At 71.6% G+C, this 19,772-nt stretch carries 16 protein-coding genes and 1 tRNA gene; 5 read left to right on the forward strand and 12 right to left on the reverse strand.

The window, feature by feature from the left end:
- Positions 1-180: 180 nt before the first annotated feature.
- The 4 genes from istB to O7629_RS19920 form a co-directional block, all read right to left on the reverse strand.
- Positions 181-975, reverse strand: a complete 795-nt coding sequence (gene istB / locus O7629_RS19905) for an IS21-like element helper ATPase IstB (protein WP_278148120.1) — start codon at positions 973-975, stop codon at positions 181-183.
- Complete coding sequence (gene istA / locus O7629_RS19910) at positions 975-2,204, reverse strand: IS21 family transposase (RefSeq protein WP_278169419.1); 1,230 nt, start codon at positions 2,202-2,204, stop codon at positions 975-977. Before istA ends, istB begins: the two co-directional genes overlap by 1 nt.
- Positions 2,205-2,251: 47 nt before the next feature.
- Positions 2,252-2,377, reverse strand: coding sequence for a hypothetical protein (locus O7629_RS19915; RefSeq protein ID WP_278170961.1), 126 nt, complete (start codon positions 2,375-2,377; stop codon positions 2,252-2,254).
- A 393-nt stretch (positions 2,378-2,770) separates the two neighbouring features.
- Positions 2,771-3,442 carry a DUF433 domain-containing protein gene (locus O7629_RS19920; RefSeq protein ID WP_278170962.1) on the reverse strand — a complete coding sequence of 224 codons (672 nt, stop codon included), beginning with the start codon at positions 3,440-3,442 and terminating at the stop codon, positions 2,771-2,773.
- Between the two features lie 227 nt (positions 3,443-3,669).
- Here O7629_RS19920 and O7629_RS19925 point away from each other — a divergent pair.
- Both O7629_RS19925 and O7629_RS19930 read left to right on the forward strand, forming a co-directional pair.
- Positions 3,670-3,742: transfer RNA gene (locus tag O7629_RS19925), tRNA-Arg, on the forward strand.
- 307 nt (positions 3,743-4,049) lie between these two features.
- Entirely contained in the window at positions 4,050-5,711 is a 1,662-nt protein-coding gene (locus O7629_RS19930) for a trypsin-like peptidase domain-containing protein (RefSeq protein WP_278170963.1), read from the forward strand.
- On the opposite strand, the gene O7629_RS19935 is transcribed toward O7629_RS19930, so the two are convergent.
- The 8 genes from O7629_RS19935 to O7629_RS19970 are packed head-to-tail and all read right to left on the reverse strand — an operon-like array spanning position 5,712 to position 15,360.
- A complete protein-coding gene (locus O7629_RS19935) occupies positions 5,712-6,953 on the reverse strand; it encodes a DUF1501 domain-containing protein (RefSeq protein ID WP_278170965.1) in 1,242 nt (413 codons plus the stop codon). It abuts the gene before it with no gap.
- 1 nt (position 6,954) lies between these two features.
- Positions 6,955-8,226, reverse strand: coding sequence for a DUF1800 family protein (locus O7629_RS19940; protein ID WP_278170966.1), 1,272 nt, complete (start codon positions 8,224-8,226; stop codon positions 6,955-6,957).
- Positions 8,227-8,267: 41 nt separating this feature from the next.
- A complete protein-coding gene (locus O7629_RS19945) occupies positions 8,268-9,692 on the reverse strand; it encodes a polysaccharide biosynthesis tyrosine autokinase (RefSeq protein WP_278170967.1) in 1,425 nt (474 codons plus the stop codon).
- Between the two features lie 58 nt (positions 9,693-9,750).
- Positions 9,751-11,136, reverse strand: coding sequence for an O-antigen ligase family protein (locus tag O7629_RS19950; RefSeq protein ID WP_278170968.1), 1,386 nt, complete (start codon positions 11,134-11,136; stop codon positions 9,751-9,753).
- Positions 11,136-12,320: a glycosyltransferase gene (locus O7629_RS19955; RefSeq protein ID WP_278170970.1), complete on the reverse strand. Its 1,185-nt coding sequence runs from the start codon at positions 12,318-12,320 to the stop codon at positions 11,136-11,138. Before O7629_RS19955 ends, O7629_RS19950 begins: the two co-directional genes overlap by 1 nt.
- Before the next feature lies 1 nt (position 12,321).
- Positions 12,322-13,227 carry a glycosyltransferase family 2 protein gene (locus tag O7629_RS19960; protein ID WP_278170971.1) on the reverse strand — a complete coding sequence of 302 codons (906 nt, stop codon included), beginning with the start codon at positions 13,225-13,227 and terminating at the stop codon, positions 12,322-12,324.
- Positions 13,220-14,479 carry a hypothetical protein gene (locus tag O7629_RS19965; RefSeq protein WP_278170972.1) on the reverse strand — a complete coding sequence of 420 codons (1,260 nt, stop codon included), beginning with the start codon at positions 14,477-14,479 and terminating at the stop codon, positions 13,220-13,222. The genes O7629_RS19960 and O7629_RS19965 overlap by 8 nt, the downstream gene beginning before the upstream one ends.
- Positions 14,476-15,360: a glycosyltransferase family 2 protein gene (locus O7629_RS19970; protein ID WP_278170973.1), complete on the reverse strand. Its 885-nt coding sequence runs from the start codon at positions 15,358-15,360 to the stop codon at positions 14,476-14,478. The genes O7629_RS19965 and O7629_RS19970 overlap by 4 nt, the downstream gene beginning before the upstream one ends.
- A gap of 262 nt (positions 15,361-15,622) precedes the next feature.
- Here O7629_RS19970 and O7629_RS19975 point away from each other — a divergent pair, with 262 nt between their 5' ends.
- The 3 genes from O7629_RS19975 to O7629_RS19985 are packed head-to-tail and all read left to right on the forward strand — an operon-like array spanning position 15,623 to position 19,682.
- Entirely contained in the window at positions 15,623-17,302 is a 1,680-nt protein-coding gene (locus tag O7629_RS19975; protein ID WP_278174602.1) for a right-handed parallel beta-helix repeat-containing protein, read from the forward strand.
- Positions 17,299-18,567: a type VII secretion protein EccE gene (locus O7629_RS19980; protein ID WP_278170975.1), complete on the forward strand. Its 1,269-nt coding sequence runs from the start codon at positions 17,299-17,301 to the stop codon at positions 18,565-18,567. The genes O7629_RS19975 and O7629_RS19980 overlap by 4 nt, the downstream gene beginning before the upstream one ends.
- A complete protein-coding gene (locus O7629_RS19985; RefSeq protein WP_278170977.1) occupies positions 18,564-19,682 on the forward strand; it encodes a hypothetical protein in 1,119 nt (372 codons plus the stop codon). Before O7629_RS19980 ends, O7629_RS19985 begins: the two co-directional genes overlap by 4 nt.
- Positions 19,683-19,772: the final 90 nt, after the last annotated feature.

Consider the following 19,772-nt stretch of genomic DNA (forward strand, 5'->3'; position numbering starts at 1 on the left):
AGGTCCGGGTCGGCGGCGTGGTCGGTGACCGGGATGGTGACCGTCCCGCCGACCGTAGCGGGCAGGTTGAAGCCGACGCTGTTGCAGATCGGGCGACGGTTGGCCGCCGTGTGTCAACGCCGCCTCAATCGTGACCACCGTGGTCCGGCTGAAACTGGACCACCCCGGTTTGGTTGATCTTCAGTCGTTGGTCTTGGTCGCTGCCGGGACGCGGCCGAGGTCGCGGTCCTTGAGCCGGTAGCTGTCGCCCTTCATCGAAACGACCTCGGCGTGGTGAACAAGCCGGTCGATCATGGCCGCGGCGACGACGTCATCACCGAAGACCTCTCCCCACCGGCCGAAGGGCTTGTTACTGGTGACGATCAGCGAGGCACGTTCGTAGCGGTTCGAAACCAACTGGAAGAACAGGTTCGCCGCTTCGGCTTCGAAGGGGATGTAGCCGACCTCGTCAACGATCACCAGCGGGATCCGGCCGAGTTTGACGAGCTCGTCCTGCAGCCGGCCGGCGTGGTGGGCGTCAGCGAGACGGGACACCCACTGAGCGGCGGTGGCGAACGCGACCCGGTGTCCGGCCTGGCAGGCCCGGATACCGAGACCGATGGACAGGTGGGTCTTGCCGGTGCCGGGCGGCCCCAGGAACACGACGTTCTCCTTCGACGCCACGAAGTCCAGAGTGCCCAGGTGGGCGATCGTCTCCCGCTTCAACGACCGCTGGTGTTCGAAGTCGAACTCCTCCAGGCTCTTGCGTGCCGGGAACCTCGCCGCCCGGATACGCCCCTCACCGCCGTGGGCCTCCCGGGCCGCCACTTCGCGTTGCAGACAGGCGGCGAGAAACTCCTCGTGCGTCCACGACTCCGCCCGGGCCCGCTCCGCGAGCCGGTCCACCGACGCCGCCAACGAGGGCGCCTTCAACGCACGGGTGAGGAAAGCGATCTCGGAGGAGACGTTGCGGTTGCCGGTCGTTCTGGAGGCCATCACGCGGCCGCCTCGGCATCGACACCGAACATGCGGTCGTAGTCGGCCAACCTGCGGTGCTCCACCTCGGCCGTGACCGCCGGTGCCGGCGCCTGCCGCGCGGCGGTCCGCAGATCGGCGGCGGCCTGACGGTGAGCCGGGTCGGTGATGCTCTGATGCCGCGCCCAGCACCGGTCGTGCCGGGCGACGAGACGGCCCTCGCAGAGCACCTGCACCCGGTCGGCGTCAGCGACCACGTCGACCCGGCGGCCCACCACCATCGGGTGCACCGAGTAGTCGTTGCCGTCCAGCCGGACGTAGTGGTCGCGGGGCAGACGGGTGCTCCGCCGCCAGCCGACCACCGGCGCGACCGGCGGCAGCGTCAACATCGCCGCTCGGTCGGCCTCCCACCGGTCCACCGGCCGGCAGCCCAGCACCCGGTGCCGACGCTGGTTCGCCCGTACCAGCCATTCGGCAAGCTGGGCGTTGAAGTCCCGGGGCGAGCTGAACCGGCGCCCGGGCAGGAACGACGTCTCAAGATAGCCGTTCGCCCGCTCCACCAGGCCTTTGGCTTCCGGATCCGCCGGCCGGCACTGGAGCACGCGGATCCCGAGAGTGCCACGGAAGCCGTTCATCGCCTCGGTCAACTGCGGCCTGCCGGCACGCCACTGGCCAACCGCTGACTCGTTGTCCCATACCAACGTCCTGGGCACCCGACCCCACCCGGAGATCAACGTCCAGTGTCCGACCAGCAGATCCGCCGACTGCCGGGACGGGATCATCACCGCCGTCAGCCACCGCGAGTACCCGGACACCATCACCATCACCGGCGGCCGTCCGACCTGACCGAACCCCAGGGGCACGTCCGCCGGCGGGAACCACAGATCACACTGCGCCAGCTCACCCGGCAGGTACTCGGTGCGCTGCGCCGGGTCAGGCCGGCGGAACAACGGCCGCAGCCGCTGCACCCGGTCACAGAACACCGTCTTCCCACGGGTCCACCCGACCCGTTCCATGATCACCGTCGAGGGCATGTCCGGGAACTCCGCCAACAACGCCCTGATCTGCGGCTCGACCGCGTCCACGATCGAGCCCTTCGCCGCCCGTCGGTACCGCGGCGGCTCATCACTGGCCAACGCCTTCTTCACGGTGTTGCGAGACATCCTCAACCGCCGTGCGATGGCCTGAATCGCCATACCCTCCGACCGCCGCAGCCGCCGGATCTCCGCCCAGTCCTCCACGTTCAGCACCTCCCGATGCTTCAGGAGGTGGTCCCGATTCAGCCGGAACCACGTGGTCAGTTTTCACGCGGAGCTGACACCGTGGAGCCCGTGGCGCTGGCAGAGCTGGCTGCGGTGAGCGAGACGGCGGCCAGACCGACCACCGTCGCCGTTGCCACCCGCGCCGCGTACGGCATTCTCATGTGTTCTCCTCCTCTGGATCGGTCCGACCGTCGCAATGGACAGCAGAATGCTACGGCCGTCGATATCCACCTGGACACCGACGGTGATGGGACGTCACCGTTACGTAAGAAGTTGGCCCGGATGCGGACCGCTTGCCGACCGAGCCTGGCGACCGGTGACGAGGCCCGCCGGCCAGGACGAGCCACCGCCACCGGTCGCTCCGCTTGTGCCCGTGGGCGATGGCCTCTCACGACCGCGTCAGGTCAGCGGGATCTGCCGCATCGTGGTTCGGGTGGCTGCGTAGATGTGGCTGCGTAGATGAAGGGTCGCGGCTCGGAGATCGGCGAGGACGCGCGCAAGGCCGAGGAGGTCGGCATCGATATAGAACCGGACCTCGGCAGGTTTGATCCTGCTCACGCGGCGCGTTGGGAGTTCTCGTACGCCAGCGCCCACCGCACGTCGGGCACGTCGAGCTGGTACGTCTCGGCAATCTCCTCGACGCCCAGCCCTGCCTCGTCCTGCTCCCAGAGCACCTCGGTGCTGATCCCCTTGATCGATGGCCGACCAAACCGGACATCTGGCAGGATACGGACCGGGGACTGGGGGTTAGGGTCCGGTCGCCAGCCGGCAGCGACATCGCCGTCCCAGGTGACCCGCTCGACGAACGCCGCCGACGGAGGAGTGAGCAGCAACTGGTTACCGACTGCGGCCACCAGGCTGTATTCCGGGTCGAGACCGGCCTCCGCCTGAGCTTGCAGAACGAGTTTTTTGCCGGCGACATACGGTCGGCGGTCGGCGAGTGGGTAGGGCACCCCGAATTCCTCCCGGAGCAGGTCGATGAACGCCCGCAACTCGACCATCGGCACCCGGTGGGTACGGCGGTACTCCCGCAACAGCCCCGCCTCGACGAACTCGGCCCACGTGACCGAACGGGCGCCGCGCGGCTCGGTGCGTAGCACGGGTTTGTGCCGGCGTCCCTTACGCTCGTCGCCCTCCAGCCAGTAGTGCAGCGTCGACTGCGCCACCCGCAGAAGCCGGGCAGCCGCCGCCTCCGAGAAGACCTCACGCTCCAGGACGCTCACCACCGTGCCAGTCTCCCACGCATCAGCTTCTCCATGGGTATGCCAGACGGCCCTGTGCGACGCCTTCATGGCTGTGCAGCCCGCGTAGGACGGACCGCCGGTCGCAGACCGGGATTCGTGTACTCGAGCTGTGGTCCTGGCCTGGGAGAACGGGGGCGGGGGACGTGGGTGAACGTGGGCGACTCCCTGCCACCCAAGGTGAACCCCAGGTCGCTAGACTGGGCCCTCGCGCCCTCGTAGCTCAGGGGATAGAGCAACGGTTTCCTAAACCGTGTGCCGCAGGTTCGAATCCTGCCGGGGGCACCCCAGAGATCAGCGAAAACGCCAGCTGACCAGCGCGTACGCATATCGCGGTCGTAGGCAGCAGGATCTGCAGCCAGCCGGACTCGGCTCGTACGCCCCAGATCCGCTCAGCGTCGGCGTCCGCGCGTTCCTGCGCCGCTTCCAGCTTCGCAAGCTCGTCCGCGCCCCAGCGGCAGCGCCACCTAGCCCAGGGCAGTCGCCAAGCACGCTCGATCACGAGTACACGTTGTGACGGCCGGCACAGCAGCCCGGAGAGTCGTTTCGGGGTGCCACAGCCACAGTGCCGAAGGCCCGTCACCATACGCGGGTGTTTCGCGACTGGTGCGTAGGGTGGAAGACGCTACCAGCACCAGCCCAACCTGTGAGTCCAAAAATGACTGTTAGGCGAGTTTCATCCCGTACGCTCGGCGCGGGCGCGCGCGCGTCGTGGCTGACCGGCGTTGCCGCGTACGCGGCGGCGGTCGCCGTGGCGCTGGGGGTCCTTGTGACGCCGGCTCCGGCGGCCGCAGCTCCGCCGTACACGCTGGATGAGCGTGCCCTGGCGATCGCCTCGCCGTCACTGGTCTACGTCGAAGTGGTCTACACCGGATACCTGCGGGACAAGCAGTCCGGCGCACCGCTGCGCGCGTCGCCGATCACGTTCACCCGGCGGTGCAGCGGCTTCGTCGTCGGCACCGGCGGCGAGGTGATCACCAACGGGCTCTGCGTTCGGCCGGCGAAGGACACCGCAGCGCAGAACGCCCTCTACTCGCTCGGACGCATCCTCATCGCGGAGAAGACCCTCGAGGCCGACGCGCTCGACCGCTACGTCGCCGACAACCTCCACCAGAGCATCTTCACCGGTCTCGAGGCCGCAGCCGAGCCGGACCATCAGGTGTACGGGCAGCTCGGCGTGGCACCCACGGGCGGTCTGACGGAGGGTCCGGCGATCCCCGGTGAGGTGGTCGAGGTGCTGGACGCCGACGCCGGCAACATCGCCCTGGTCAAGCTGGAGCAGCAGAACCTGCCCGCGGTCGAGCTGGCCTCGTCGGGCACCCTCGACCCGGGGGCCTCGCTGGTCGTGGTCGGCTACGCCACCGACGAGGTCGATCCCCGCACGGCGACGTACTCGCTGCGCTCCAAGCCGGTGAAGGTCATCGGTACCGGCACTCGCGGCTCCGCGTCGCTGTACCGGGTCAACGAGGACGTAGGCATCCACTCGCTCGGCGGGATGGCCATCGACACGAACGGCCACGTCGTCGGTGTGCTCGACAACGACCTGGAACTGCCCGACCGGGCGAACCGTGCGCTGGTGCCGATGAACATCATCACCGCGCTGCTCACCGAGGCGGGCGTCGACAACGCGTTGGGCGAGACCGATCAGCTGTTCCGCAGCGGGCTCGACGCCTACTTCGCCGGTGACTACGAGACCGCCATCAGCCAGCTCGGCACCGTCATAGAGAACGCGCCGGTGAACTCGGTCGCGCAGACGTACCGGCAGAACGCCACCGAACTGCAGAAGATCGAGGACAAGTTTTCCGACGGAGCCGGCTGGCTGATCTGGGCCAGCGGCGCGGCGGGCGGCGTGCTGGTGATCGGGCTGATCGTGCTCGTGGTGCTGCTTCTGCGGCGCCGTGCCCGCCGCCGGGCCGCGTCGGTCGAGCTGGTGTCGCCGGCCGCGACGTACCCGTACTCGCCGTCGTCCGGGGACTCGGGCCAGCCCACTCCCGGGTACCCCTCGGTACCCGCCTATCCGGCACAACAGCCGGCGCAGGAATACCCGCCAGCGCAGGAATACCCGCCAGCGCAGGAATACCCGCCAGCGCAGGAATACCCACCAGCACCCATCTACCAGCCACCCGCACCCGCCTACCAGGTGCCGCCTGCCCCGCGACAGGGGGCAGCGCCCGACGACCAGACGTGGCCCGACGACGAGGCGTTGCCCGACGAAGTCGGGCCCGACCCGCACGGGCCCAACCGCCACCACTAGCTACAGCACGAGCAGGGACAGTGGCTTCGGCTGGTATCCCTCCAGGTAGCGGGCCGGATCGGCGTGCAGTACGGAGGCGAGCAGTGTGCCGAAGACGTCCCGGAAGTCGGTGGTCGCCTTCAGGTCGCCGTCGTCGAGGTCGGTGAGGCTGGGCTGTTCGCCGTGAAAGCCCCCGACGACTCGGGGACCGAGTACGAAGACCGGTCCGGCGGTCCCGTGGTCGGTGCCGTCGGAGGCATTGGCGCGCACCCGACGGCCGAACTCACTGTAGACAACGACCGTGACGTTGCGCCCGGCCGGACTCGTCGCCAGCCGGTCCATGAACATGGCCAGCGCCCCGTCGACCTCCTTGAGCAGCCGCTCCTGCGCGGGCCGCTCGTCGGCGTGCGTGTCGAAGCCGCCCAGGCTGACCGAGTAGACCTGGGTGGGCACACCTGCCTCGATGCACCGGTGCACGAGCGCGAGTTGGGTGGCCAGTGACGTCTCACCGCCCGTGCTGGTGGCCGGGAGGTGTCCGGCCTCACCGGCGTCGAACGGCTGATCGGACTCCCGTACCCGCCGGATCAGGCCGTCGACCCGCAGGAAGTCGTGCAGCGCGGTCGCCGCTCGCGCCTGCAGGACGTCCTCGCCCCGCTGTTCGCGCCCGAGCGCGCGGACCATGTCCGCGCTGATCCCGGCGGGCAGTTGGGGTACGCCGAGCGTGACACTCGCTCCCGCCCGCGTCTCGCCTGCCAGCAGTGGCGGAAGCACCGGCTCGAAGCTGACGGCCGCTTCCGGGGATGCCTGGATCCCGTCGAGCCAGCGCCCCACCCAGCCGGTCCGGATCGGCGCGTCGGGCGACGCTGTCTGCCAGATGTCCATCGACCGGAAGTGGCTGCGGTCCGGCCGGGGGTATCCGACGCCGAGAACGACTGCCAACCGCTTGTCGTCCCAGAGCCGCTTCAGTCCGCCCAGCGCGGGGTTGAAGCCGAACGCGCCGTCGAGGTGCAGCACCTCCTCGGGGGCGTAGGCCAGCTCCGGCCGGGCGGAGTGGTAGGCCGGGTCGGCGTACGGGATGACCGTGTTCAGCCCGTCGTTGCCTCCGTACAGCGTCACGATCACCAGCGTGTCGGCCGGTCCGGGCTCACCGTCCTTGTCGCCCTTGGCGAGCAGCTCAGCGATGCCCAGGCCGGCTGCGGCGAGCGCACCGCCGCCGACCGCGCCGGAGGCCAGCAGGAACGTGCGTCGGGTCAACGGATCCATGCTAGTTCACCAGGTATTCCGGGCTGGCCAGGCCGAGCGTGATCAGCTCTTGCGGTGTCGTCGCCTGTTTCAACGCCGCGTACGTGCGGTTGGTCCAGGTCGGAACCACGAGTACGTCGGCCAACCGCTCCACCGTTACCCAAGCGCCGCCGGCCAACTCGGCGAGTACGCCGGCGAGGCCCAGCCTTACCTGGGCCGCCGAGGAGGTCAGCCAGGCGGTCCCGCTCGGCCAGCCGGCCACACTCGGCGGCGCGAACGGCACCTGCCCGAGACCTTTGAGCCCACTGACGACAGTGTGGAAGGCCTCGCCGGAGAGTCGCGCCGGGCGGATGCCGAGCTGCCGCATTGCCCCGACCAGCCACTCCATCGGCTGCTTCACCATCCGGTAGCGCCCCGAGCGGAACTGCTCGTCTTCGACCAGGGCGCGCAGCATCGAGATGCCCACCGGGAACGCCGCGACCATCTTCCCCCGGGTGGACTCCGGGATCGGTTCGGTGGCGGACGCGTACCGGAACCACAGCCGGTCCGCGATGAACCGGGGGCAGGCCGGCCGGGCGGCGAGGTGGTCCACCAGCGAAAGCGCGTCGAACTTGGCGGTGGCGCCGAGGATGGTCTTGGGCCCGGCATCGTGGTCCTTGGGCACGAAGATCGCCGTCGCCGGCACGCTGAGGTCGGTCTTCCAGCCGGTCAGTGCCCGGCCGGCCGCCTTGACGTCGCGTTCGCTGTACTGCCCGATGCCGAGCATGAACAGTTCCATCAGCTCTCGGGCAAGGTTCTCGTTCGGCGCCCGTCTGGTGTTCGTGTGTCCGTCGAGCCAGTAGACCAGCGCCGGGTCGGTGACCAGTTTGCGGGCCATTGTGGTGAACGTCGGCGAGCTTCGCATCTTCTGGTGTTGCGCCAGCATGAACTGCGGACTTCCGACCTTCCGTATCGAGGTCGCCCAGTGCCCGTGCCAGAAGAACAGCAGCTTCTCGGTGGCCTGGTGGTCGGCGACGGTCAGCCGGTCGAGCCACCACCGGATGATCGTGTCGGTCTGCTGGCGGCGGAGCGCCTCCGCGGCGGCGCGCCGCTCGGCGCCCGGGTCGGGCAGATCGTCGAACGCGTCGGGGCCAAGCTCCGGCATCGGCGCCGCCGCTGCACCCCGGTCCTGCTCTCCGGGGTCCATCAGGCGCGCCACGGTGGCCGCGTACCCGGCCTTCGACGCGGCGGCCAACTCGGACGAGGTCGGACCGAACCCCACACGTCGCAGGAGCAGTGCGACGCTATCGCTCATGTGGATTAACGTACGCGACTGTGCCGGCGACCGGGTAACGCCTAGCGCCCGCGCCGCATCGCCGCCCCGCGCCGCGTCGCCACCAGGCCCACCAGGTTGACAGGTAGGGCACGCAGCACGTCGGCGGCGGCGGCCAGCCGATCAGCGCGGGTGAAGCCGACCCTGGCCACCAGCAGCGTCGCGTCGGTCGCGCTCGCCAGCAGCAGCGTCTCCGCATCGGACAGTAGCGATGGCGCGTCGACCACGACGAACCGGCCGCCGAGCCGCATCGACTCCAGCGCCGGGGCCAGCGCGTCCGAGGCCAGCAGTTGCTCGCTCGGCTCCGGCCCGGCCGGGCCGGCCGGCAGGACGTACAGCGGCAGGTCCGGGTGCCGGTGCGTGGCCTGCTCGGCCGCGACCTCGCCGCGCAGCACGCTGGTCAGGCCGACCGTGTTCGGCACGTCGAAGACCCGGTGTACGCCGGGGTTCCGTACGTCCGCGTCGATCAGCACGACCGGCTCGCCGGCCCGGGCGATCGCGATGGCGATGTTCGCCGCAGTAGCCGTTTTTTCTTCCCCCGGCACCGAGCCGGTGACCGTGAGGCTGGCGAACCGGCGCCCGGCCGCGCGCAGCCGCAGATTGGCGCGGATCTGCCGGAACGCCTCGACGCGCGGCTCCGTGTCGTCGCCGGTCGCCAGCGGCGGTCTCCCCCCGCCGGCCGCGACGGCACCGAGGAGGACGGTGCCGGCGACCTCGGCCGCGTGGCTCTCGTCGCGTACGGTGCGGTCACGCGCGTAGCGGACCACCGCGACGAGGACTCCGATCGCAAGGCCCCCGGCCGCGCCGAGCCCGGTGTCGGCCGCGACCTGCGGCGTGGCCGGGGCCGAGGGCGTCGTCGCCGGCCGGGTCACCGAGACCTTGACCGGCGACTCGTCGATGCCGGTCGGCTTCTCCAGGCGCGCGACGTATGCGGGAAACTCCGCCGCGATCGCGTTGGCGATGTCGCGGGCGCGTACCGGATCCGGGTCACGGACCTCGACGGTGAGCACCGCCGTGCCGGCCGCGCCGGTCACCGTGACCCGCTGCGTCAACTCCGAAGGCTGGTACGGCAGCCCGAGTCGCCGTACGACGGCTTCGGCCACCTCAGGGCTGTTGCCCACCTCGGCATACGAGCGCACCCGCTGCAGGATGTAGTTGCCGCCCTCGTTGAGTTGGCCGATGTCGCGGGTGGTGAAGTTCGGCGCGAAGAACAGTTGGGCGTCCGCCCGGTACATGGGTTCCTGCTGGGCGGAGGCGAGACCCGCGCCCGCGGCACCGAGCAGCACCAGCGCCAGCACCAGCCACCGCTGCGACCACACGGCTCGCAGATGGCGCTCGAGGGTGAGCTGCTGCCACTGCTGGTGTACGGATGGCGCGACATCGCCCGGCCCGTCGGAGGCAGGCCGACTGAGCAGCCGAGCCGGGGCGAACCGCCCGGAAAGCTTCACGCTGAACCTCACACCCCGCCGGAATAGCGGCGCAATGTTAGCAGCAGGTCCGCTCCGCTCATCGTCGCAAGGCCGTCAGCGCCGGGTCGGGGAGCCTACAGTCGACAGGTCGCAGCGACTCGGCGGCGCCGATGCCGACGGCGAGCAGCAGCACCCCTGCGGCGGCCGGCCACAGGTAGAAGTCGAAGAACCAGATCTGTACGGCGAACCCGACGATGAGCATCCGTGCGGTCAGCGACCTGAGCTTGACCAGCACGACCGCCAGGATGGACACGAACACCAGCAGCGCGAGCACGCCGAAGTCGTACCAGAGGGTGAGGTAGCTGTTGTCGAACGCCTGTGCCTGCCCGTCGGAGATGCCGACCTGCTGGAAGAACCGCACGTGCGCCTCCGGACCCAGGCCGAACAGCGCGCTGCCGGCACCGTCCATGATGCCGGACCAGGCCTCTTCCGTACGGCGGTAGCGCGCCGTCGCCGAACTCGACCCGCCGACGTTGGTCAGGCGGGCCCGGACGAGGTCAGTCAGGTCCCGCACCGGCTTGGGACCGACGGCCACCAGCACGGTGCCGGCGGCGGCGAACGCCGCGACCAGACCGACGCCGCGCCGGGTGAGCTTGCGCGGCTGGGCCAGGTACCAGATGCCGAGCGCGCAGGCCGTACCGATCCAGGCGCTGCGCGACCCGGACAGCAGCAGGCCGACCGCGCCTGCGGCGAACGGTACCTGCCAGAGCCGGCCGCGCAGGCCAACGGCCACGCACATCGCCAGCATGCCGTACGTGCCGTAGACGATCGGATGTCCCATGGTGCCGGCCGACCTGCCGGCTCCCGCCTGTGCCGTGAACGCGTTGCTGATCGCCAACTGGTCGAGAACCGGCCAGGTGCCGGACATCCGCTGGTAGACGGCCAACAGCGTGACGGGTACGGCGACCCAGGCGAACGCCCGCGCCAGGCGGATCACCGGCGCACCGGCCCGCGCCTCGGCCACGACATGCCAGCCGACCAGCGCGTAGCAGGCCAGCGGCGCGACGGCGATCACGATGTCCTTCGGGCCGGTCCACCACACCAGGCCGGTGAGCACGCAGACCGCCGGGACCGCGAATCCCAGCATCCCGACGGACGGCAGCGGCGCGTACGGCTGGAAGCGCTGGATCCGGCCGAGTGCGGCGATCGCCGTCGCCGCCAGCAGCACTGTCCATACCGGATCGACCGGGTATCCGGGATCGGCGGTGACCGGGACGAGCAACAGGACCGCGAACAGCGTGTAGTTGAGCCGGTCCGGGGTCCACAGCCCCCAGGCGAGCAGGCCGACCACGGCCACGGCGGCGAGCGCGAACGGCTGCCAGGCCGCCGCCACACCGACCGCGACGGCAGCCGCCCCGGCGACGACCGCCACGGCCGCGTCCGCCGGCCGGGACGCGCCGCGCAACGTGGGCAGGTGCGACATCAGCTGACCGCACCCAGCTCTTCGAGGTACGCGACGAAGCGTGCGGCCGGGGACGGTTCGGTGGCGAGCTCCCGCCCGCGCCGTGACGCCTCGGCCGCGAGCCGCCCGAACGCCTCCCGGTCGGCGGCCAGATCCAGCAACGCCGAGGCGAGCGCACCGGCGTCGGGATCCACCAGCAGTCCGCCACCACCGGCGAGGATCTCCGTCGTGGCGCCCGCCCGGTAGCCGATCACCGGTGTGCCGGAGCGGAGCGACTCGAACGTCACCCGGCCGTAGGCCTCGTTGCGGGACAGCATCAGCGTCGCGTCCGCCCGCGCGTACAACGCGGCCGGGTCGTCCGTCCACGCGACGGTTTCGAGCTGCGTCTCGACGCCGTACCGGCGGGCCAGGTCGGCGAGGCCCCGCTGCGCTTCGCCGTCGCCGACCCCGGCCAGGGTGAGGGTGAACGTGCGGCCCTGGCGCGCGCAGATCGCCAGCGCCTCCACCGCGTCCTGCTGACCCTTCTCGGCGCTGTGCCGGCCCAGCAGCACCAGCCGCTCCAGTGCGGCCGGACGGTCCGCATCCGGCCCGGATACACCGTCCGGCCCGGATACACCGTCCGGCCCGGACGGAGCGTCCGTGTCCGGCCCGGATTCGACCGGCGGTGGGATCACCCGCAGCTTCGTCCGCGCTGTCGGCACGGCGCTGGTCACCTGACCGGCGGCGTACCCGGAAACCGCCACGACGCCGTCCGAGAGGCGCGCGATGAGCCGGGCGATCGCGGCCCGGGGCAGCACAGACCGCAGGCTCGGGTTGCTGAGCAGGCTCTCCCGCACCACCCAGACGTGCGGCACCCGGGCCATCCGTGCGGCGACCGCCCCGGCTGGTACCACCGCCGAGTTGGTGACCACCACGTCCGGCCGCGTTCGGTGCAGCAGACGCCGGTATCGGGGAACCGAGGCGAGCGCTTGGAGCAGCCGGACCGCGCCGACCGCAGGGCCGTACCGTCGGCCCATCCACAGCCGGGTCGGCAGCACGACCACGTCGGCGCCGGCCGCGGCGAGCTGCGCGCGCAGCGGCCCGTCCCCGGGCACCGTGACGGTTACCTGGTGACCGCGCGCCCGCACCGCCTCGCCGACCAGGGCGAGCAACGAACGCTCCGCGCCCATCATTTCGGCGGAGTGGCTGACGAACAGGGCGTGCACGCTAGAACCTCTCCGTCGGGCCGTGCACTCCGCGCAGCCCGTCCCAGTAGCCGGCGAGGACGGCGAGCGCCCGGTGCCGGTCGTTGCGGCCTCCGGCGACGAGGCGGAGCACCGACCTGGCCAGGTTCTTGTAGTGGACCGGCTCCCCGATCAGGATCCGCCGCAGCGGACGGGGGTAGTGCTTGCGTACGTAGAGGATCTCGTTGCGATGATGGTAGTACTGCGCGCGCGGACTCGAACCGGCCAGGCTGCCGCCCCGCCGGTGCCACACCTGCGAGGCGCATACCAGGCCGATCCGACCACCCGCCGCGGCGATCCGCCGTACCAGGTCGAACTCCTCCTTGTAGTGGAAGAACCGCTCGTCGAACAGGCCGACCTGGACGGCCCAACCGACGCCGAGGAGGATGGCCGCGCCGGTCACCACGTCCACATCGTGCGCACCGACCTCGCACCCGGCGCAGCGGAACGGCCGTACCCGGCCGCCCGGCAGCGTCGCGGCGACGACGTACGGCTCCGGTTCGGGGTCGTCGGGTCGCGCGGACGTCGTCTGAGCCGATGTGCACACCGCGAACCGGTCCGCATGCGCCAACAGCGCCGAGAACGTGTCCGGCCGGGGTACGCAGTCCGCGTTCAGCAGCCAGACGAAGGCCGCGTCGCGGTCGTGCGCGACCCTGATGCCGGCGTTCATCCCGCCGGCGTAGCCGAGGTTGGCGTCGAGCCGCACCAGCGTCACCGCGTCACCGAGCGCGCGCAGTTTGTCGATGGAGTCGTCGGTGGAGCCGTTGTCGACGACGACCATCTCCGGCACGACGCCGCCGGCGGCGACCGCCCGGACGCAGCGGATCGTGTCGTCCGCGCAGTTCCAGTTGAGCACCACCGCGACGACGCGGGTTCCGCCGCTATCCACGCCCACTGACCCTGTCCCCCGCCACCCGATGACCGGCCCCGGACCGGACGGCGAGGCCCAGCACCGTGCTGTGCGCGGCGAACAGAGCCACCGACAGCGCGGCGACGCCCCACGCCCCGTACGGCGCGGCGACGAGAGGATAGCCGACCACCGCGGCCAGCGCGGTGCCGAGCGCGATCACGGCGGTGGTGCGCTCGCCGCCGAGGTTGACCAGGCGCGCGCTGAGGACCTTACCGACCGACACCGCGACACTGCGCGGCACCAGCAGCGCGCCGAGCAGCACCGCCGCCGCGTACCCGCTGGTCAGCACCCCGATGCCGGCCAGCCCGACGAGCACCAGCACTCCCATGCCGACCGCCAGGTAGACGGCCCGGCGCAGCACCCCGCGCAGCCGGTCGGCCGAGCCTTCCTCGTGGTCGCGCAGCGTCCGCTGGGCTGCGACGACCGCGCCGGCCTGGGAGAACTCGATCGCCGCTACCGCCAGGGAGTAGATCGCCAGTGCGTCCGCGCCCTGGTAGCGGGCCAGCGCGAGTTGGTCGAAGCGGTACGTGAAGATCTGTGCCACCGCGCCGGTGTGGGTCAGGCCCAGCCGGGCGAGGCGTTCGGGCTCCGCCGAGGCGCGCCGCGCCATCGCGCCCAATGGTGCCCCGTGCGCCGCCCACATCGCGACGGCCATCACCGCCTGGCAGCCGAGCCAGGCCAGCAGCCAGACCGTCGCGTCGTCGACCGAGGCGAGGATGAGCACGAGGTAGAGCACGGGCGCGACGGCTGCGAACAGCGCGCGCTGGCGGTAGACGGCGACGAACCGCCCGAGGGTCAGGCCGGCCGCCGCGGGCATGGTGCCGGCCGCGACGCACGCCGCCCCAGCTGCCGCGAGTGCCGGCGCCGCCGCCTCCGCGTACCAGGCGAAGACCCAGCCCAGCGTGGCCGACAGCGGCACCGTGGCGGCGTAGACGGCGAGGCTGCGCCGCCCGGACCGCTCCCGTAGCCAGTCGCTGCCCTGCGCGAGCATGAACGTCTCCAGTGACAGCCCGCCGACCGCGACGCCGACGGTCGCGCTGGTCGTCGTCGCGACCAGCAGGCCGCGCTCTGCCGGCGGCAGCGCGACGCTGAGCAGGATGGCGAACCCGGACATGGCCAGCGCGGCCACGTACATCACCGTCGCGCTGCCGACCGCGCGCCGGATCGCGTACGCCGCCAGCCTGGGCCGGCCCGGACTGGACCGGCCCGGCCCGGGCCCTCGGCTCGTCAAGCCCGCAACCCGGCGACGGTGCCGCGGATGACGGCGGTCGCCGCGTCGGGGCGGCGGGCGAGCAGCGCCTTCGCGGCGTAGCCGAGCCGGGCCGCGGCGGCGAACGGCACCCGGTGCCGGTAGTGCTTGCGGAAGAAGACCATGCAGCTGCGGCTGGCGTGGAAGTACGTCGTGGTCGACTTGGCCGCCATGTCCGCCGTCGCTCCGGTCGCCACGCCGCCGGTGTGCTCGACGGCCAGGTCCGGGACCGCTGTGGTCGGGATGCCCAACCGGGCCGCGCGTAGCGCGATGTCAGCCTCCTCGTAGAACAGGAAGAAGTCCTCGGAGAACCCGCCCAGATCCTGCCACGCGCGGCGGGTGACGAGCAGCGAGTGGCCGGCCGCGTAGACCAGTTTGCTCGGCCCTGCCGCCCCGCTGGCGGGCGGTCGTCCGCTCTGGCCGGTCCACAGGTCGACCATGCCGAGGTCCGGCCCGCCGCCCGGTGCGACGCTGGCCGTCGCGCCGATCGCGCGGTCGCCGGCGTGCAGCACGTCGAGGGCCGAGGCGAGCCCGCCGCCCGCGATCCGAGTGTCCGGGTTGAGCACCCAGATGACGTCGGCGCCCTCGGCCAGCAGCCAGGTGGCGGCGAGGTTGTTGCCGGCGGCGTACCCGACGTTGCCGTGCCCGGCGATCACCCGGACCGGCACGCCGGCACGCTCGGCGTACCCGGCGATCTCTGACAGTTCGGCGGCCTGGTCGCTGTTGTCGACGATCGCGATCGCGACGCGCGGACCGGTGGCCTGCGGACCGGCGGCCCGTCCGGTCACGATGGAACGGATGAGGCCGGCGGTGTCGCCCGCACTGCGGTAGTTGACGATCGAGATGCCGAGCAGACCGCTCACCGTGCCCCCACCGCACCATCGCCCGCCACACGCCCAGGACAGGAGTACGAAACAGGCTCCCGATCAACCTGTCAAGTGGCCTCGGAACCGACTCCTTCCTGGACCGGGTCGATCAACTCGACTGGATCATGCCGGCTCCGCCGAGCCCGACTCACTAATTTGGAGCAATCGCATTTTGTCGGGCACGGCTGGCGTCTCCGGGGTGATGGACGCGGGCAGTCACTCGCTACGATTCTCCAGCAAGGAGTACGGGGAGGAATCGATGGCGCGCGTACTTGTCGTCTCGACGCAGCGTTCGGGGGCCTACCCGAGCATCCGCGATGCTCTGGAGGTCGCGCCCGACGGTGCGACCATCTCCATCGAGGCGGGCGTCTACGCCGAGACGGTCCGCGTCAGTGGCCAGCGGCTGAGCCTGGTCGCGGCCGGTGAGGCCGGCTCCGTGACGATCGACGCGAGCGACGGCGCCGGACCGGCGGTCGGCAGCGACGGCGCCGACGTGACCCTGCAGGGACTGGTCGTCAGGTCGGGGCACTATCCCGGCGTGCAGGCACGCGGCGGCCGCATCACCATCGAGAGGTGCGAGGTCGCCGCGCAGTACGCCGCCGGTGTCAGCGTCACCGACGGCGCGGTGCTCACAGCCACCGATGTGAAGATCACCGCAGGTCAATCCGGCTTCGTCATCGAAGACGCGGGCGGTGTGATCGACAAGTGCGAGGTCCGCGACATTGCCGAGGACGGGATCATCGTCCGGCTCGGCGCGGACCCGGCGATCCGGAATTCGACAGTCAGCGCGTGCGGATACCGGGGCATCTACATTTACCAGGCCGGCCGGCCCACGATCGAACGGTGTGACATCTCATCGACGGGCGACGCCGGCATCTCGGTGGCGCACCAGAGCTCGCCGACCATCACCGGTAGCTGGGTGCACGACACTCGCGGCGTGGGCATCATGATCGGTCGCGGTTGCGGTGGCCTGGTCGAGGGCACCCGGGTGGAGGGCACGGCCGCGCCGGGCATCCAGCTCGACGACGGTGCCACCGCGACCGTACGCAAGGCCGACGAGGGCGGGCACCAGCCCCGGGTCGGCGTCAGCGCGATCGAGGGCGCGACCCAGCAGGACACCGAGCGGGTCGACAAGCTGCTCGCCGAACTCGACTCGATGATCGGCCTGGCCGGCGTCAAGAGCGAGGTCCGCGCGCTCATCGACGAGATCCAGGTCAACGAGTGGCGCCGCAGCGCCGGCCTGGCGGTCGGCGGGACGAGTAACCACCTGGTGTTCACCGGTGCACCGGGCACCGGCAAGACCACCGTCGCGCGCCTCTACGGCCAGCTTCTCAAGGCTCTGGGCGTACTACCCAACGGCCAGTTCCGCGAGGTGGCCCGGCGTGACCTGGTCGGCCAGTACATCGGACACACCGCGGAAAAGACCACGAAGGTCTTCGAGGAGGCGTTCGGCGGTGTGCTCTTCATCGACGAGGCGTACACCCTGTCCCGCGCCGGTGGCGCCAGCGCCGACTTCGGCCAGGAAGCCATCGACACCCTGGTGAAGCTGATGGAGGACCACCGCGACGAGGTGGCCGTCATCGTCGCCGGCTACACCGACGAGATGGTCGACTTCCTCGACGCCAACGCCGGTCTGGCATCCCGGTTCGCCAAGACGCTGGAGTTCGAGAACTATGCACCCGACGAACTGGTGCTGATCGTCAACCGGATCGCCCGTAACGACGACTACCTGCTCGAACCCGGGCTCGACGACGCGCTCCTGGAGTGGTTCGGCCAGATCGAGCGTGATCGCAACTTCGGCAACGCGCGCGAGGCGCGCAAGCTGCTGGAGGGCATGCGCAAGGCCCAGTCCGGTCGCCTGCGGGCGCTGGGCCGGATGCCGTCGCGCGACGACCTGCGCACCCTGGTGCTCGATGATCTGTTGGCCGCCACCCGATGACGAGTTCCGATGTCGACGGAGCGCCTGGCGGCGCCGCGCGGGTCAGCGCCGAGACGCCCGACGCCTCCGGCCCCGCGATCCTGCTGCCTCGCCGGCGTCCCGGCTACCTCGGCCCCGTACACGTGATGCAGCTGCTGCTGGTCGAGGCGGTCATCGTCGCCGTCCTCGCCGTCCTCGGCCGAGGCGTGGCGCTGACGACGGGCGCCAGCGCCGCAGGCCTGCTGCTGCTCGCGGCGACGCTGGGCCGGCACCAGGGCCGGTGGTGGCTGGAACGACGCGCGATGACGCGGCAGTACCGGCGGCGCCGGCAGGACACATCCGGCACCCCGCGAGCCGACGATCCCCGGGTGGCCGCGCTGCACCGGCTCGCCCCCGGGCTCGTGGTGGAGAACGTCGCGGTGGCCGATGGCGCCCAGGTCGGCGTCGCCCGTGACGACGCCGGCTGGTACGCGGTGGCCGCGGTGACGCCGAGCACGCCGATGCGCGGTGTGGCCGGCGGCCTTCCGCTCGAAAAGTTGGCCGACGCGCTGTCCGAGGCCGACCAGCCGGGCACAGTGCTCCAGGTGGTCACCCAGACGGTGCCCGCGCCCAGCGTCGACATGCACCCGTCCGCCCCAGCCGGACAGTCGTACCACCAGTTGCTGGCCCGGTTCGGCGGTGTGCCGCTGCCCGCGGACCGGGCGACCTGGATCGCGGTACGGCTGGACGCGCGGGCGCTGGCCGAAGCCGCAGCAACCGGCGACGCCGACCTCGACGCGGCACCCGCAGTGGTGGCGGCGCTTGTCCGGCGGGTCACCAAGTCGCTGCGCCGGGTCGGTGTCTCGTGCCGCCTGCTCGACGCCGACGGCCTGCTCACCGCGCTGGTGCGCTCCTGCGACCTGGAGCCGGCGGCGCCCGACACACAGCGGGAGGCGGCGCCGCCCCGCGAGGAGTGGTCCGACTGGCACTCGTCGCGGCTGGCCCACCGCTCGTTCTGGATCCGCGACTGGCCACCGGTCGGGCAGGTCTCCGGCCTGCTGGACTGGGTGTCGACCGTGCCGGCCGCGATGACGAACGTAGCGTTGATCATGGCGCCGGACAGCAGCCAGAAGATGATCGACCTACGCGGCCTGGTTCGCGTGTCGGCACCCGCCGCCGACCTCGGCCAGCTCTGCCAGTCCGTCGCGCAAGGCGTCGAACGGGCCGGGGCCGACCTCTTTCCGCTGCACGGCGAGCAGGGCCCCGCCGTCTACGCGTCGGCCCCGACGGGCGGTGGCGCACGGTGACCGCGCCGCAGGACGAGGAGAACAGGCCCAGGCCGCAGGACGAGGAGAACCGGCAGCACTCCCAAGCGCCACAGCACCCGCCGGCGGTCCCGGGCCGGCCAGCCTCGGGCTATCCGGCCGCCGGCCAAGTCTCTGCGGCCCAGCAGCCGGCGTCGCCCGTACCGCGCGCCGGGCAGCCGCCCGTACGGCAGGTCCACGCACCATCGCCGGCCCAGCAGGCCAAGCCGGCGCAGGCCCAGGCACCGACGGCCGAGTCCGCTACTGTCGCCCGCCCCGCCACGCAGGCCGCGGTGGCGGCCGCAGCTGCGGCCGCCACCCCCGCCAGGGCGCAGCCGCTCGCCGCGCCGGACGCCGCAGGCCAAGGCCCACCGGGGACGGTGTACGACGGCGGCCAGCCGCCCGGCCCCAACGGCAACGGCCACGGCGGCGTCTCGGGGCGGCTGGCGCGGCTGCGCATCGGCTGGCACACGTTGTCCCGCCCGGCGCTCGCCCAGATGCGCATCTCCGCGCCGGGCACCGGGCTGATCCTGGGCTCCGACCGGCAGCAGAAACCTGTGGCCGTGCGGATGTTCCGGCCGGAGTCCACTCGCGTCACGCTCGTCGGTGGGGCCTGGGCCGGGCAGTTGGTCGCTTTCCGGGCACTCGCCCTCGGCGCGCGGGTGGCCCTGGTGGCCGCCGATCCGCAGGCCTGGCACGGCTTCGGCGAGCGGGCCACGGGCCGCAGCGACCGCCTGACGGTGCTCGGCGCCGAGCAGCCGCTGGCGCTGGCCGCGACCCCGCAGCAACCGGTGCTGGTGGTTTACGACCTTGGCGTGGTCGGCGCCGCGACGCCCCAGCCGCTCGGGCCGTGGCAGACGCAGCTCACCGTCCTGCGCCGCCTCGACCAGCCGGGTGTACCGGCGATTCAGGACTGCAACCTGGTGATCCTGCAGCGGCTGGCCAGCGCGGAGGCGGCGCACGCCGGCGGGGCGCTGAAGCTGCCGTCGAACAGCACCCAGTTTCTGCAGGTGATGGCCGAGGACATGGTCGCGCTGGTCGGTGACGGCACGCTGCGCTACATCTCGCTGGCACAGACCGACATCGAGCATCAGCACCTGGGTGCCCCGCGCCGCTGACCGCCCCGCCACGAACTCCCGCTCCGTCCCCGCAAGATACCGTCGATGTTGACTGGCCGACGGACCTGCCCTGCGGGCGGTCTGAGGCGG

Origin of the sequence: Solwaraspora sp. WMMD792, from assembly GCF_029626105.1 — a bacterium.
Taxonomy (GTDB): Bacteria; Actinomycetota; Actinomycetes; order Mycobacteriales; family Micromonosporaceae; genus Micromonospora_E.